The sequence below is a fragment of the Niastella sp. OAS944 genome (assembly GCA_024809215.1).
In the GTDB taxonomy this organism is placed as follows: domain Bacteria; phylum Bacteroidota; class Bacteroidia; order Chitinophagales; family Chitinophagaceae; genus Niastella.
Genome location: JANUBW010000002.1, coordinates 411,736 through 428,586 on the forward strand (window position 1 = coordinate 411,736; position 16,851 = coordinate 428,586).

Here is a 16,851-nt window from a genome sequence, read left to right on the forward strand (position 1 = left end):
GTAATAGTAGTTTAAATTAATATTAAAAGCCATTGCAAAACTACATAGAACTTAATAGAACATTCTATCAACTACCGTCTGATTATGGTCAAGGTGCTAAAACTGACGATATTGATATAAAGGAACGCCTCGATTTCCGTATAGGAAATACGATAGCTTGGGATGGTTTACTAAAAGAATACAGGGTCATTCTGTTAGCCGAAGCCGGTGCTGGAAAAACCCAGGAAATCCGTCACATAACGCAGAAATTAATAGCTGACAGTAAATTTGCCTTTTTCTTACGCCTTGAACACATCACCGCCGATTTTGATACAGCATTTGAAGAAGGTTCATTTCAGGAATTTAAAAATTGGCTCCACTCAAATGAGGAGGGCTGGATTTTTCTTGATTCAGTTGATGAAGCACGGCTAAAAAACATTAAAGATTTTGAGAGTGCAATCAAAAAACTTTCTTCTCAAATTTCTCCTGCTTTACAACGTGCACATATTCTCATAACCTCAAGAGTAACTGCATGGAGACCTAATACCGATTTATCGACGTGCAATCTTCGATTTCCATTTTTACAACTAAATGAACAGGAAGTATCAGATAGTAATGACGGTATGCTAAAGTCTTCAGTAAAACGGCAAAGCATTACAAAAAAGCATAAAGAAGTAGAAACTGACAATATCCCAGGATTTAAAATATATTCTTTAACTGACTTATCGCGTGATCAAATTTGCCGTTTCGCAAGAGCTAAAAATATTATAGACGATATCAAATTTTTAGAAGAAATTGAAAGGCAAGATGCATGGGCGTTTACTACTCGGCCGCAAGACTTGGAGGAGATTATAGAATTTTGGACAGATCAAAAAAGGATCGGAACGCGTTTAGAGTTAATGAAGCATAGTGTTGCGAGAAGGATTAAAGAAAGAGACGAGGATAGAGCAGAGTCTAATCCACTTTCTTTAGAAAAAGCTCGAGAAGGAGTATTGTTACTTGCTGCGGCATGTACATTGCTTCACAAATCTACAATAAGAGTTCCTGATGGCGCAAATAACTCAAAGGGGATTGATGCGAAATCCATATTATCAGGCTGGAATGATAAAGAATGTCAAATCTTGTTAAGTCGTCCAATATTTGATGAGGCAATATATGGGTCTGTTCGTTTCCATCATAGATCGGTAAGAGAATATCTTACCGCCGAATGGCTGTTTGAATTACTTAAAAAAGCAGGATCTCGTCAGAAAATCGAGGATTTACTTTTTAGAAATCAATATGGGATGCAGGTAGTAATACCATCAATGAAACCAGTATTGTCTTGGTTGGTCTTGTTTGATGACAAGATCATGCAAAAAGTTTATAATATTGAGCCAGAAATAATTCTAGAAGGCGGAGATCCTAGTAAACTTCCTCTTGAAACAAGAAAAGATATACTTCAAACAATTTGCGAGAAAATTTCTTTAGGCACTTCTAGTAAGGAGATTGGAGACCATTCAGCAGTTCAACGCTTTGCGTCCGAAGAGCTTAGTGATGAAATCAAAAAGCTAATGTGCCGATTTAAAACCAACAATAACGTACTTTCATATTTGTTACGCATGATCTGGCAGGGACGCATAAAAGAAGCGCTTCCCGAATCAAAATCGCTTGCATTAAATCCCCTAACGGAAAAATATAATAGAACTGCAGCAATTAGGGCTACAAAAGAAATTGGCGCAAATGAAGATTTTTCTGATATTTTAAAATCTTTTGGTTCTGAAAAAAGCAAACACGATCGAAGAGTATTGGCCGAGATAATCGCTTTAATAGATTCTACCGAAGAAATGGTAACATGGATATTTGAAGCAATAGAAAATACTCAAGATAAGAAAAGGCATGAGCATGATGGCCTTAGTCAGACCCTTTTAAACTTTGTAGAGCGTTCAGAATTAGAGGTAATTCCTACATTAATAAAAGGTATAGATAAATTATTACAACAAAAACCTTTTATTGAAAGAAGATACTGCGAAATTTCTGAGAAGTTTGGTTGGTTAATGCCAATCGGTTTAAAAGCTGTCGAAAAGCTAATTATTAATCGACATCCATTTTCATTAAGCGAAGAAAGTCTTTTTATTTTTACTCTCTTTCCCGCTTTTCAAGATTATAGAGATTTTGAAAATAGTTTTATTAACCAAGATATTTCTATCTTGATTACAGAATGGAATGAATTAAATCACAGGCTATTCTGGAAAAGTATCGAAGAAACTAGAAAAGTCTTATATCAAAAAAACGAAGAGCCATTAATTAACTACTGGCAAATTTTTATTCGTGGCAGCTATTGGAAATTTAGCATAAAAGACATTAATACAATTATAAATGACATAACGATACGCGATTTTTTAGATGACAAACTCGTTGCATTATCGTTAGCATTTCAGCTTTATAAAGAAAATGACAGACCGAAGAAATACCTAGCTAAATTAAAAAAAGCTACATTAAATAATGAGGCATTAGAAAAAAGACTTAAAGAGCTTCTTCATCCTCCTGCACAATCTCCTGCAATGAAAAGATTGAGACAGCAGCAAGCTCAATGGGATCGACGTGATAACAAGCTTAGAAGAAGACAAGAAGAAGATCACATAAAATCTACAGAATGGCTTCGTGCAAATTATCAGGAACTACGAAATAATGGTTTGGAAAAAGGCCTTGTGTCTAATTCTCAGCGTTACGTATATGAACGAATGAGGGACTATAATGAAAATTCATCAAAGTGGACTAATGGTAATTGGCAATCTCTAATCAAAGAATATGGAGTGGAAGTAGCCACCGCATTTCACGACGGCTTACTAGCTTTCTGGCGAAATTATACTCCATATCTTCGTTCTGAAAAAGTCGAAAAAAACAAAATCCCATTTGCTGTATTATTTGGGTTATCAGGTTTGGAAGTCGAATCATTGGAAACGAAAGGCTGGCCGAGCAATTTAAACGATAAAGAAGCTGAATTAGCATGTCGCTATGCATTAGAAGAGCTAAATGATTTCCCTCACTGGTTTTCAAATTTATATAATAAGTTTCCAAGAATTGTAATTCAACTTCTCTTAAAAGAAATTGATTGGGAATTAAGCAATGATAAAAAGGAAGAGCCAAGTTATTATATAATAAGTAAGGTTAGCTGGAATTGTGAATGGATGTGGAATGACCTGGCCCCTAGTCTTTTTAAAAAAATGGAAAACGAATGTCTCAGTGGTGAAAAATTAGGACATGCACTGAAAATAATACAAGGAAGTTCAACTGTTTCTGAAAATGAACTGTGCGAGCTAGCAGCTAGAAAATGTAACACTCTAACTTCAATGGAGAATTTATCTTATTGGTATGCTACATGGATAGGGATTGATCCTGAAAACTCTATTAAGACTTTTGCTACTCATTTGGCAAATATCGACAATGTCGATCAAGAAAGCGCAAAAAATCTTGCGATGCAGGTACTTGTTAATTTGGTTGGAGATAGAAAATCGGAAACACGAACAAAAGAAAATTATAAAACCGCAAGTTATCTAAAGAGCCTTTATCTTCTAATGCACCAATATATAAAGGTTACAGAAGATTTAGATAGATTTGGAAAAGGAGCTTATTCTCCGACTTTACGCGATGATGCACAGGAGGCCCGAAGCAGATTGTTTGCGATGTTAAGAGAGATACCTGGTAAAGAATCTTATTTAGCTATGGTAGAACTTTCGAAGTCCCACCCAGTTATGGGGCATAGGGTTTGGATGATGAATGTAGCAAAAGAGCGCGCTGAGTTAGATGCAGATATCTCACCTTGGTCAATCGATAAATTTAATGAGTTTACCAAATCCTTAGAAAGCACGCCAGTTAATCCCCGTGAACTTTTTGATCTAGCAGTGCAACGCCTTTTAGATTTGAAGCATGATCTTGAAGATGGCGATACCAGTATCGCACCAATTTTACTTGATGTTACCGAAGAGACAAAAATCAGGAATTATGTTGGTGGATGGTGTCGCGATCGATCTCAAGGAAAATATTCAGTTCCTCAAGAAGAAGAGTTTTCTGATTCAAAAAGATCTGATATTCGCTTTTTGGGATCCGGTTTTGATTGCGCCATTCCAATAGAATTAAAACTTGCAGATAATAATTGGAGCGGTGCTAAATTGCAGGAAAGATTAGAAAATCAATTATGCGGTGATTATTTACGTGACAAACGTTCTCCATATGGAATCTTTTTACTTGTGTACAGAGGAGAAAAAGTTTCATGGGAGATTATTGGAGGAAATCGTAAAGCTGGATTCTCGGAATTAATTGAGGCTCTTCAGCAACATTGGCAGAAAATATCTATAAAATATCCAAACATAGAAGAAGTCAAAGTTATCGGTATTGACTTAACTAAGCGAATACAATTTACGGCCCCGAAAACTAAAGGTAAATAATCTTAACGTTTCCAGTAGACTCAACACTTCCTTTAAATATAATGATATTAACATGCATCCAGCTTAAATCCTCCATTTCGATGCTAGATAATTCACAATGTGGGGCATCAAACTGGAAGGCCAAAAAAATGTTATTGATTAATCTTTTATATTTGCCCCGACAGGTAAAAGCGTGAAAAAGCACGCCTAACTGGCACGCATTTGCGCTCTTTAAGGATCGGCGACACAAATTTGACACACGGAGGTTGTAAAATATTGAAAACCAGTGACTAGAGAATCCAGTCCTGGGCACCAAAAAAGAAAAGGCTTTAAGTCGTTGGACTTGAGGCCTTTTTAGTTTGCATTAAATTCCTTATATCACTATCAACAATTCAAATCCCTGATCCGGAATAATTTATACGGTTCGATTCCTAAATTAAAAGCACCAAACCCGTCTTTGCGATTTTTTTTCCCTTTTCTATGATTGGCCCCAGGCAAATTCACAATTGTTGAAGTTTCTATTTGCTAAGTCTTCCCGGCTTATTAGTACACTAAATACACCTTCGTCATTAAATCCGTTTTCACCAACCTGCAAAAGCAAAAGCTTGTCAGAGAAAGTAATTTGTTCTATTTGTTCTTGTCCATATTGGCAATGTGTATAAATGCCAAAAATTTTTGACTTGTCGCTGCCAGCAAAGGCGTCCCAAAGTTTTCCTTCTGAATTTGCATCTTCTGCTTCATATTCGTCTTCAACTTCTCGAAAACGGTCAGAAAAAGTTTCTTCATCCGAAAAAATATTGTCAATCAAAACGCCTAAAAAGAAATTGTCTTCATGCTCTCTAATTACTCTAACCAAACTGTTGTTTGTTACATCAGCATAAATCACTTTTCCGGTGTCATTCAAAATGTCGGCAAAGAAAATGAGTTGGCCGGTTTTAGGAAGAAGCTCGGTTTTGTCAAATGGTGACAACCTAGCCAGGTCAAGTTGTCCTGCGAATCGCAAGCCTTCAGGATGCTCAATGCCGTTGGGAAGGTCTATGACCGGTCCACCATATCGGGAATGTCCTAAAGGTATCTCTATATCAGTATGTTTAACGTATGAGTCTGGCATCCAGCTTTCTTTTTTCATTGAAGCAGGATAGTATTGTTTATTGTCCGCAGTAAAACTAATAATGTCAAATTTGTTATTCAAATTATTCATTCTCTTTCATCTTTAGGTGTTGGATTACGGGAGGCAACGGAGACGGCCTAATTCGTTGGCACGTAACCGAAATCAAATGTATTAATAAAATTTCATTTCTACCCTATTGCCCCGAATTGTAGGTTAGGCTGGTATTGTCGTTAGCAAAGGGCAGTGAAATGTAAAACAGGAGTGATACAGACTTGCCTCAGATAGATTTGTTATTTGCGTGCTGATCTATTTATTAACGGTTTAAGTTTAAAAACAAGTTCCAAATCCCCTATCTCCTGGTTCCGGGTAGAGCGGTTCGTTACCTCCAGTTGCGGGGGGTTATGGCGATATTTATACCAGAGCATATTCGTCAAAGTGTAGAACCAAACCCAGTGGGCGCAATTTATTCTATTCGTATTTAGGTTTTGTTAGTTTGATTCCATGTTCAAATAAAGCACACTTAGCGCCATTTTTAATATCTAAATCTTCATTGTCAACAAAGTGTTGAACTACTTGCATGTCCTTTTCATCACCAACAACAATAAGCACTTGAATAGCAGTTCGTATCAAGACTGAATTATTTTTAGCTAGTGATGATACTGAAATGTCACGAATCTTTTTTCTAAATTCGAAATCATCTGCACTTCATTCACCAATATATTTTTCGAGCATCTCCATGTCGCTAAACAACGTGCCATAGGGTTTCCATTGCAATCGACAGTTGTTGGCTGACGCTTTTCAAATACCGCCACAATGCCAAGCCGTCCAACGCGAGTCTTACATCAAGCCTTGGTTTTGGCTACAACAAAAGCAAATTTGGCTACAACCTCTTTTTTTATTTGAATCAATTTTACATCGACAAAACAAATAAAAAATGAAAATAGTTGTAACAGGTTCTTTAGGGAACATAAGTAAGCCATTAACACAGGAGTTGGTGCAAAAAGGTCATTCGGTAACTGTAATTAGCAGTAAAAAAGACAAACAAAAAGACATTGAAGCTTTGGGAGCTAAAGCTGCTATCGGAACTTTACAAGATGTTGATTTTCTTACCGAAACATTTACCGGTGCTGATGTAGTATATTTAATGGAACCGGGTGATGTTGGTGATTTTTTTGACCACAATCTTGATTTTGTGGCGTCCAAAACTGACATTGGTATTAAATTCAAGAAAGCTATTGAGCAATCGGGAGTGAAACGAATAGTACACCTTAGCAGTAATGGGGCACACACAGACAAAGACAATGGGATACTAGTTATTCATCATAATGTTGAAAAGATCTTACGACAGCTTCCAGAAGATGTAATTATCAAGTTTATTCGTGCTGCCAGCTTTTTTCAAAATGTATTTTATTACATACAAACAATTAAAGCACAGGATTCAATATTTGCTAATTACGAAGGAATAGAACCTGAACCCTGGGTTTCTACATTGGATATCGCAAATGTTATTGCAGAGGAAATGGAAAAGCCATTTGAAAAGAGAGAAATCCTTTATGTAGCCAGTGAAGAATTGACTGGTATTGAAGTTGCTCAACTGTTAGCCGAGGCTGTGGGTAAGCCTAAAATAAACTGGGTAGTAATTTCTGATGAACAGCTTTTAGAAAGCATGATTTCAATAGGAATGAAACCTGCATCAGCTAAACTTTATGTAGAAATGACTGCATGGAGACGTAATGGAAAAATGTTTGAGGATTATCATAAAAACAAACCTGCAGCGGCATTAGGGAAAAGGAAACTAAAAGATTTTATACAAGAAAATTTTGCAGCTGCGTATAATGCCCTTAAATAACTTTTCTCTTATGTTGATTAAAAAACAATAAAAATCTAAGGAGCCATATGTTTGCTGATTATCAAAAAAACAGGCCTAAAAAATTCGGGAAAGAAAATCAATGATTTTATAATTGATAATTTTATAGCTGTCTGAAATATAAAAGTAGATGTCAAATAATAAAATCATTAAAGTAAAAACGATAAGTCAATTCCATCAACTTTTTGATTTACCTAAGCCGGAACATCCCTTAATAAGTTTGGTGGATTATAGCTTAATTAAAATTACCCCGGAAAATGAAAACATAAGCTGGTCAATGAATTTCTATTCCGTTTCCATAAAAAGAGCATTAAATACAAAGTTCAAGTATGGGCAATAGGAATATGACTTTGACGAAGGCGTTATGTTTTTTATTGCACCAGGTCAGGTGCTCACTGTTACTATTGATACAGCGTCAGAACATTCAGGATGGATGTTGCTAATCCATCCTGATTTTCTTTGGAATACAGCACTTGCAAAATCAATTAAGCGTTACGATTATTTTGATTACTCCGTAAATGAAGCACTGTTTCTTTCTGACAAAGAAGAAAGTATAATCAACAATGTTGTACAGAATATTAAACGGGAATATCACTCTAATATTGACAAATTCAGTCAGAACATTATCATTTCCAATATTGAAACGTTGCTAAATTATGCAGAACGGTTTTATCAAAGACAGTTTATAACAAGAAAAATAAGTAATCATCAAATCTTAAACCGCCTGGAAGAATTTTTGGATGACTACTTTAATAGTGATGAAATATTGAAAACAGGATTGCCTACCGTTCAATTAGTAGCTGAAAAACTAAACGTTTCCAGTACTTATTTAACCAACCTGTTAAGGGTGATTAACGGGAAAAATACCCAACAGCATATTCATGACAAGCTAATTGAAAAAGCAAAGGAAAAACTGTCAACAACAAACTTAACGGTAGCTGAAATTGCTTATGAATTGGGTTTCGAGCATTCGCAATCTTTCAGCAAATTGTTTAAAGCTAAAACAACCCTTTCGCCCCTTCAATTCAGACAATCTTTTAATTAATCACCTATGATATATCAAGTAAAAGCAAAATTTAACTTCAATAAATCAAAACAATTCTATCAAGAATTAACGGATGGAACGATTGGGAACCAAAAACCTGAAGGATTGGAAATTGTGAACTCCATGAATAGAGCAAGAATTGATAGAAATGGGGATATCAATTGGACTGAATTATGCTATTGTCCAACTCCATTGCAACACGAAAGAGCAACGGTTTACGATGCTTATTTCACAAATATTCAAACGCAAATTATTCCTGACCATATCCCAATGACGGGAAGTTCTTTTATGGAAGCAATCTCAAATAAGTAGTCAAAGTCAATGTTTGGGAAAATCATTTATTCATTACCAAATTAAAATATTATGATACACCCAAGTTTAATATTATCGCTATTTGCTTCTTCTTCTGCTACTTTTCAGGATGGATATAAAATAAGCAACGACACAATTGAATTTCTTTACAGTGGCTCCGGTTCACTGAAAAACGTGTATGTCTCTGCCAATTTTAACAATTGGACTAAAGATAATGAAGCATGGAAAATGAAATATGATACAAATGCGAAGCGATGGAAACTTAATAAATCAATCAGTGCTATCCGGTCCTATGGTAGTTTCCTTGAATTCGGCTTTTTGGTAGAGGGAAAATTATTGGATGCTGACCGCTCTGCTAAAAATATTATTTACTGTGAAGGTTATGGATATAGGTATGTGATAAAATAGCTTAAAATTTCCTTAAGTAGCACACATGCCTATCTGCTTGTTCAAGACACAGGCAACATTCTTTTTTATAATACGGGTTTACAACAGGAATATCCGCAAATTAAAGCGTTGGGAGGTCTTGCCTACCAGTTTCTAAGCCATAGAGATGAAGTAGGACCTTCATTAGCAGAAATTAAAGAAGTATTCGGTTCAAAACTCTGCTGCCACAAACTTGAAGAAAGCTCTGTTAAAAGTATAGCAACTGTTGACTACCTATTCTACAAAAGGGAAACCCTACTCGGCAATATTGAGGTTATTCCAACACCCGGTCATACTGATGGCAGTGTATGCTTTCTTGTACATGCTGCTGATGGAAGAAAATATCTTTTCACAGGAGACACAATCTATGTGAGCAATGGTATTTGGGAATCACGGGTAAACGGATATGCCGGAGGCTCAAAATCAGAAATTAAGAATAGCCTTCTTCTTCTAAAAGATCTTGAACCTACAATAGTAATTTCAAGTGCCTCGATAGGCAATGTTCCATTCAAAGAAGTTTCAATAGAGGAATGGCGGTCTGCTGTAGATAATGTGCTTCAAACGGGTCTGTAAGGGTGGGAAAATAATTTAATACAATTGCCTGTAATAAAAACTGCTCTGCAGCATTGTATGCTTTTAATATTGTGATTATCTATGGTAAAAAGCGTCTCTATATATACCTCAATGGCTTTGACTATGGTTGGGACGTTAGTGTTATTCATATTGGCGGTTACGAACTACCTGAGATGGTGAAGAGCCGGCTAAACTTATAGCCGGCCCTCGTTAATCATCAAAGGATTTTTCCTGGAAAATACCTATTGAATGAATAGTTTTCGCGTAGTTACCATACCGCCGTTCCTGACCATCACTAAATATATTCCGTTCATGATGCCTTTTATAGAAACAGTTTGTGTTGTATTCACCAGTCGTACAGAACGCACCAATATACCTGTTTGATCATAGATTTGTACCGTTGCTCCAGGTTCCAGGTTGCCTACCTGTATTTTCAATATATCCACAGCAGGATTGGGGTATACATTAACATATCCCGCTACTCTGTTACCAATTAAAGTACTGTCGGCCATTCTTGCACCCGTGTCACAGCTGTTTAACCGATCGCCATGGTTCAGATGGTCCTGCACCGAGGCCGGTTCTATACAGATCACTTTACCATTGTGACAGAGCATTACCTTACTGCTGTCTTTACCGCATCTTACATCTGCTGCTTTTATCACAATGCCGGCCTGGGCAGAACAGTTGTTCACATCGCTTACCGCAACAGTATAGGTGCCGGCCGCAGCAACGGATACCGCCTTCGTAGTTTGTCCGTTACTCCATTGATAAGTATACGGCGAAGTACCGCCCGCAGGCATTGCACTGATGTTAAGGGAAGCAGGACCATAGCCCATATAAAGGGTATTCTTTGCATCCACAGCAGGATTCATGGCATACACATCCGGGATCGCTACTGACATACGCGGATTTACTGTAACTGTTGTTTTACAGCCGGCTTTATTGCCCCGGTTATCTATGACCGTCCAGTTGACCGTACTTACTCCTTCATTAAAGCTGCCGCTTGCATCAGGGCCCTGGCCGGTTCGACCGGTTGCGCCGCTAATGGAGTAACTAATATTTACGCTTCCCGAATTATCTGTGGCCGTCAGCAAGGGAATGCTGTATGTTCCACTGTCGGCATAACATTGTACCGGCATTACGGGACACGATGTAATTACAGGTGCGGTTGTATCCATATAGTTGGCAACACTAAACGAAGAGAATCCGGTAATGCCCGAAACGCTGGCCGAATATGGATTCGTTACCGTTCCCGCACCTGTTACGGTAGCTGTATATTGCTCCCAGGCCATACCGTTATAGCGTATAACGAAAACGGGTTGTGCAGGATCAAATGTTGAAGCCTGGTCGCCGGTAGTCCAGGTTAATGAAACCGTTGCATTGCTGCCACCAGCCACCTCTTCGGTTATATCCCATTGTTTGTTCACTACCCGGGTTGGGTCGGCAAGCGGGTGATCGAAGGTGTTTTTTACAGTTACAGAAAATTTATCTGCTATACCGCTGTTCTTCAGCGTTGCGCGGTTAGGGTTGCCCGCCGAAGTTCCAATTGGAAATACCACATCAGTTGATGCTACAGGCCTTATTATCTTTCCGCCCGGCGAAACCACAAAGAAATTTGGCAACACCGTAAAGTTGGCAACTGTTGTAATTTTAGAAGCGTCCAGTATACCGTTCGAACCAATAGTAAGATTCACTTTGCCGGAAGCAGCGGTAGTGGTGCTCACCGTTCTGAACTGGGTGCCAGTCTTCAGCATACCATTGATATTTAGCCGCACACTATTCCCAACGATGGTATCTTGTGGTATGAGACTGCTCAGTGTAGTGCTGTTGCTCATATCAAGGGTGCCATCGATATTATAAACATATACGCCGGCGGTTTTGTAGTTCATTGAAGTTGTGGAAGCGTGCAATGAAGCAGCGATAACAGTAACCCCCGGTAATATATTTACTGTAACGGAATCATCGTTGTTTAAGGTTGCAGCCGAATTGTTATACCATCCCTGTAAGGTGCCGGCCAAATTAAGATCGGTAGCTATATTGATGGCGCAGGTCTTTACCTGCTCCATGCAGGTGAGATTGGTGAACTGATATGTTCCGGCCCCTTTTATATTGCAAATGCTATTGAACACAGTATGGTCATCCAATTGCAGGCTTAACTTGTTCGCATTTGCATCGACGCCGCCAAAAACGCCATCATTGTAAATATCACCTTTCAGCCTGAATAATTGAGAGGTTCCATTCCCCTTTAATACACCACCGGTTTCAATGGTAAGGTTATTGTTGGCGCTTAAAGCCGTAAGCGTTACTATAGTACCCGATGAAATGGTAACATTGGTATTGGAAGGCGCTGTGCCCAATGGCTGATTTACCCATTCAGTACCGCTGTACTTTTGCCACACGGTATTACCGCCGGCTCCGCTAAAATTCCATGTTATGGATGGTGCCGTAGTATAACCTGAACCGGCATTGGATATGGTAACGCCGGTTACTTTGCCGTTGGTAACCACGGCTGTACCGGTGGCTGTTGTGCCACCCGATGGCGCTGCAGTAAACGTACAGGTGGGCGTACCGGTTAACCCTTCCACACTCCCTGTAACTGTAACCCCTGTAACACCACCTGAACTGAGGGTAACTGTTGTAGTAATCGAGTTGTTCACCGGTCCGTTGTTCACCGATCTGAAGTCATTGGTCAATGGCGCCGATGTGTTTACTTTTATCACAGTATCGGTAATGCAGGTAACGTAACCGCTCTTTTTCGCAACGAGCTTATAAAAATATGAAACACCTTTTGCCGGTACCGCATCAGTAAACTGAAATGCTGCGGTTGTATCGGTAGTGCTGGTAAATGATTTAACAGCAGAAAAATTTACACTGTCTGTGCTTCTGTGCAGCTCATAGGTTACACCATTTATGGGCCAGCAGATATTAAACAGAATGGTCGACAGCGAAGCAGACCTGTTCACCCTGAAATTGCTCAGCGAAATGGGTGCAGCAAAAGGCGCACACACCTCTGCCAATACTGTGCAAGGATCCCATGAACCGAACATATTACTGTTCACAAAATAAGGCGCTGCCTGCGCGTCATTGAATTCTTTTGTCCAGCTTAACCGTTTACTAAGGTCAACCAGGCCGCCGTTAAAATATCTTGTTTTGTATTCGGCGTATGTAATTAACGAAGTGTCGGTACCTGTTGACCATACCTGCCAGCGTTCGGGCTTTACTGTTGTACCCATTCTGCAATTCAGAAATACCACTTTTGTTTCTGAAGTATGCGGCGGTTCAGAATTGCCCCAGGGACGGCCTAATGTATACGTGGTTTGGCCATTATTATTAGGTAGTAAACAATCTCTGAACACATACCCATAGGTTTGTCCCGCAGGTGTGCTGGCAGCCGTAAACACCCCACCGTTGCTACCATCTACCCTATCTCTGTTAAACAGCACACAGGAGTCGAAAATAGCAATGGCAGCGCCATAGACATAATCGGTATTACCGTCGATATAACAATTACGGAAGTATTGTCTTTTGCCAATGCCATGCGCCATTACCGTGTCCTGCCCGCTCACCATTTTACAGTTTTTAAAGATGATGCGGTCCCCGGTTGCTTTTACCGCCAATGCCTGCGGCCCGTCGTTCTTACGCCCCCATGAATTTTCAACTGTCAGATTCATAAAAAGACAGTCATTGGAATTAATGGTAATGGTGGCAATTTCTGTTACGCCCGCTTTTCCGGCATAATCATCCCAGGAAAACACCACGTCGTTAATACCCTCTCCTATTACATAGAGAAAAGGTTTGTTATTGGGAATGGTCACTTTTTCAATATATTTTCCCTTGCGCACCAGGATCCTGTAGGGGGTGGTCCTGTTAGCAGGCGCTGCATTAATTGCGGCCTGCAAACTGATATAGTTGCCAGTGCCATCCTGCGCCACCACCACATCATAACCCTGGGGTACAGGATTAGCGGCCATACCACTCACTGCCAGCGTAGCATTGGTTGCACCCGAACTGGCTACGGTAATATTGCCACTGAAAGAACCGGCATTGGCTGCATTCAGCCGTACAAAGGCGATTCCATTTACGCTGTTATTTTGAGGCGCCAGATTTATAGAAGAATTCCAGGCATTATTATCTGCGGATAATTCAAACCCTGCAGGTGCACTTACCTGAACATTGCTTGTAAGATTATTACCCTGTACAGTGAATGTTTGTGCAGCGGCCGGGGTTCCCACCGTTTGTGAAAATGAACTTACATTACCCGACACGATCACTACCGGACCTGTAGCCGCAGTAGCACCTGAAACCGTTGCAGCCGTTGAATAATTAAATGCTTTGTCGGCGGTAAAAATATGATAGTAATAAGTGGCGCCTGCTATTACCGATGCTACGGTTCCATCATCGGCAAAGCTGGTATTGGTACCAATGAATACAATTACATTTCCGGCGCTTATTGTATGACCGGTTGAATAAATACCGTTGGCATTTAATACCGGTGGTGTGGCGGCATTGCTTCTTACCACAATATATCCGCCGCCATCAATGCCTGTTGCCGGAGCGGTCCAGCTAACATCGATGCTGCCCGCCTTTTCCTTAGCTGTTGGCGCTTTAGCCGCATCCGGTGCTGTTGCATCGGGTGCAGGCGAAGCCTGGTTGTCGGCCGCATACACCACGAAATCGTCTATGTCGAAAGGTTTCGCAATGGCAGCGCCACCGCCATTGAAGCGAAAACCGCCAAAGGAAGTGGTAGGCGTATAAGCAGGGCTTACCGATTGTACACTGGTAAATTTCAGCCATCCGCCATTCGAATTAGCGGGCGTTTGGTAGTTATAAACGGTAGTAAAATTAGTAGCTCCCGAATTATCGGTAACTGCAATAAGGCCGCTCATCTGGTTCCCTGTGGCAGGAGCCGGCGCCCGGTAGTAGTATTGAACAATATATTTGGTGCCGTTGGTAAATATGGGTGTGGAAACGGCAGGTGAAAAATTATTTTTTGTACTAAGGCTGGTGCTTGTATAGGTGAAATAATTATTACCTGTTCTGGCGCTTCCGTCGCTTACGATATTCGCACTGCCGCTGGTTGTCCATACCGTTGGCGAAGGATTGGCTGCGCCTGTAGGCACAGCAGTGGACACCGCGCCGGCAGGCTGATTTTCAAAACCGCCTTCCATCAGGGGATATACGCCGATAATTTGTTTTTGATTGATGACAGGTGGAAGCGCATTGGCTGTTGTACCGCTCACCGGCATATTGATAGTGGCTGCTCCTGTACTGGCGGCAGAAATAATTCCACTGTAGGAGCCATTGGCCGGTGCGTTCAAACGAACACTGATGGTGGTAGCCGGCACGGACCCTGCATTGGCGGTCAATGTGACATTGCTGCTCCACGTAGTACCGTTCAACGAAAGCTCATAATTGGCGGGAGCCGTCACGGTTATATTGCCCGAAAGGTTAGTACCGGAAAGCTGGAACGTTTGTACCGCTGAAGGCGAACCAATGGTTTGTGCAAATGCCGTAAATGAGTGATTGGCATAAATGGTTGCATTCGTGCTTGCAGCACCGTTGGTTAAGCTGTTTAAATAATTCTCCAAATTAGTATAACCATTCGCTGCAGATCCGTTCCGGTCAGCCGCATTATTGGCATCTAAACCATGACTGATCTCCCAACTGTCGGGCATGCCATCATGATCGGTGTCTGTTGGCGGAGTAGTTGAATTTAATGCAGGCCAGGCATTCACCGTTTGGTCGTACGAAGTGCCATGCGGATAGCCGCCCTGCACATCAATAATGCTGCCGGTGCCGTTTCTTACATCATTCATGATGCGCTGGTCCAGCGTATCGCGGTTGGGCAAAGAACAGCCTGCATAATTCAATACCGCATCATATGCATCGGCTGCAGATTGCGTGGTTACCGGAAAACCAAAATCGAACGGTGTGGTCACTTTTGAGTAAACGGTATCGGACAATTTTCCGCTTCCCATGGTGGCCCCCGACCAGTTATTATTCGAATTAACAGCAGAAGATGTAATGTAATTGCCCGTTAAATAATATTTGGCAAAGGGAAAACCACTGCCTGAATCTACCGAAACAGTTTGTGTTTTACGGCTGGTGGTAGAAGGTCCCGGCTTTAGATAGTTGTTCACCACATTGTAGTAACCGCCTTCACCGCCATAAATATTATTGATACCCCAGTTGTAAATGACATTGTTGCGGAAGTCGACCATTTCAGCACCCTGCACGGCTGGCGTATAGGTGCTTACGCCGGCAAAACGCGGCGACCTGTTTTTGCAGTGCGCAAACAGGTTATGGTGCATGGAGCCTCTTTTTGCGCCCCAGATACCGCCATAACCATGGTGCTCATAATCGGTATCGCCGGTTTCGAAATGGTAAGAATAGTTCAGTGGCTCGCTCATCATACACCATTGTATTGTGAGGTTATCGCCCCTGTATATGGTGAGCGCTTCGTCGTTGCTCCAACTGGCTGTTACGTGATCTATAATAATGTTATTAACGGCTGCACCGCCAAAAGCATCATCGCCCCCACTGCCGTCAACGGGGTTATCATTGGCATCTGTTTTCTTTTGATTTTTGTCGCCCAGCCTGAAACGCATATACCGTACGATCACATTGTTGCCGGTTATGTATACCGGATAATCGGCCATGCAAATACCGTCGCCCGGCGCTGTTTGTCCGGCAATGGTCGTATTAGCCGGAATGTGAAGTCTTGCACTCAAATGAATGGTTCCCGATACGCGGAATACGATGGTACGATAGGTAGCCGAAGCTGTAAGCGCATACCGCAAACTGCCCGGCAGGCCATCATCGTTGAGATTAGTGACTTCAAATACAGTGGTTGGTATGGTGGCAGTACCGCGGCCACCGGTCGTGTACATCCCCGCGCCCTCCGCCCCCGGGAAAGCCGGCGTTTGAGCAGCTGAAGTAAGGGTACATGAAATATACATTGCTGTTAGTACAGTACAAAGCAGCAATCTGGCAGGCATTTTCATAAAATCGTTAAATGGTTTGAATAAGAAAAAAGATAGTTCGTAATGGTAATGGTGAATGGTGTGTGGTGTGTGGTGAATGGCCCTCTCAATTTCGCATTTCGCTATTGGTTTCGAAACATCTACAGTCGGGT

General features: G+C 40.8%; 9 protein-coding genes. 6 read left to right on the forward strand and 3 right to left on the reverse strand.

Annotation, left to right across the window (positions count from 1 at the left end):
• The first annotated feature begins 32 nt into the window (after positions 1–32).
• Positions 33–4,403 carry a hypothetical protein gene (locus GGD38_RS12355; RefSeq protein WP_375300538.1) on the forward strand — a complete coding sequence of 1,457 codons (4,371 nt, stop codon included), beginning with the start codon at positions 33–35 and terminating at the stop codon, positions 4,401–4,403.
• A 457-nt stretch (positions 4,404–4,860) separates the two neighbouring features.
• Here GGD38_RS12355 and GGD38_RS12360 read toward each other — a convergent pair whose 3' ends face one another.
• Both GGD38_RS12360 and GGD38_RS12365 read right to left on the reverse strand, forming a co-directional pair.
• Entirely contained in the window at positions 4,861–5,583 is a 723-nt protein-coding gene (locus GGD38_RS12360; RefSeq protein ID WP_375300537.1) for a DUF1963 domain-containing protein, read from the reverse strand.
• 378 nt (positions 5,584–5,961) lie between these two features.
• Positions 5,962–6,123 (reverse strand): hypothetical protein, encoded by a 162-nt coding sequence (locus tag GGD38_RS12365; RefSeq protein WP_375300536.1) that lies wholly within the window; start codon positions 6,121–6,123, stop codon positions 5,962–5,964.
• A 304-nt stretch (positions 6,124–6,427) separates the two neighbouring features.
• On the opposite strand from GGD38_RS12365, the gene GGD38_RS12370 reads away from it, so the two are divergent.
• From GGD38_RS12370 to GGD38_RS12390, 5 genes are all read left to right on the forward strand, one after another.
• Positions 6,428–7,342 (forward strand): NmrA family NAD(P)-binding protein, encoded by a 915-nt coding sequence (locus tag GGD38_RS12370; RefSeq protein ID WP_375300535.1) that lies wholly within the window; start codon positions 6,428–6,430, stop codon positions 7,340–7,342.
• 382 nt (positions 7,343–7,724) lie between these two features.
• Positions 7,725–8,405 carry a helix-turn-helix domain-containing protein gene (locus GGD38_RS12375; protein WP_375300534.1) on the forward strand — a complete coding sequence of 227 codons (681 nt, stop codon included), beginning with the start codon at positions 7,725–7,727 and terminating at the stop codon, positions 8,403–8,405.
• 6 nt (positions 8,406–8,411) lie between these two features.
• Entirely contained in the window at positions 8,412–8,717 is a 306-nt protein-coding gene (locus tag GGD38_RS12380; RefSeq protein WP_375300533.1) for a hypothetical protein, read from the forward strand.
• A gap of 51 nt (positions 8,718–8,768) precedes the next feature.
• Positions 8,769–9,125: a hypothetical protein gene (locus GGD38_RS12385; protein ID WP_375300532.1), complete on the forward strand. Its 357-nt coding sequence runs from the start codon at positions 8,769–8,771 to the stop codon at positions 9,123–9,125.
• A gap of 108 nt (positions 9,126–9,233) precedes the next feature.
• Positions 9,234–9,716 carry an MBL fold metallo-hydrolase gene (locus GGD38_RS12390; RefSeq protein WP_375300531.1) on the forward strand — a complete coding sequence of 161 codons (483 nt, stop codon included), beginning with the start codon at positions 9,234–9,236 and terminating at the stop codon, positions 9,714–9,716.
• Positions 9,717–9,958: 242 nt separating this feature from the next.
• On the opposite strand, the gene GGD38_RS12395 is transcribed toward GGD38_RS12390, so the two are convergent.
• Positions 9,959–16,720: a pectinesterase family protein gene (locus GGD38_RS12395; RefSeq protein WP_375303826.1), complete on the reverse strand. Its 6,762-nt coding sequence runs from the start codon at positions 16,718–16,720 to the stop codon at positions 9,959–9,961.
• Positions 16,721–16,851: the final 131 nt, after the last annotated feature.

Excerpts from the sequence above, each read along its gene's own strand:
- GGD38_RS12360 (WP_375300537.1), bottom strand. The coding sequence starts at position 5,583 with ATGAATAATTTGAATAACAAATTTGACATTATTAGTTTTACTGCGGAC.
- GGD38_RS12370 (WP_375300535.1), top strand. The coding sequence starts at position 6,428 with ATGAAAATAGTTGTAACAGGTTCTTTAGGGAACATAAGTAAGCCATTA.
- GGD38_RS12375 (WP_375300534.1), top strand. The coding sequence starts at position 7,725 with ATGTTTTTTATTGCACCAGGTCAGGTGCTCACTGTTACTATTGATACA.
- GGD38_RS12380 (WP_375300533.1), top strand. The coding sequence starts at position 8,412 with ATGATATATCAAGTAAAAGCAAAATTTAACTTCAATAAATCAAAACAA.
- GGD38_RS12385 (WP_375300532.1), top strand. The coding sequence starts at position 8,769 with ATGATACACCCAAGTTTAATATTATCGCTATTTGCTTCTTCTTCTGCT.
- GGD38_RS12395 (WP_375303826.1), bottom strand. The coding sequence starts at position 16,720 with ATGAAAATGCCTGCCAGATTGCTGCTTTGTACTGTACTAACAGCAATG.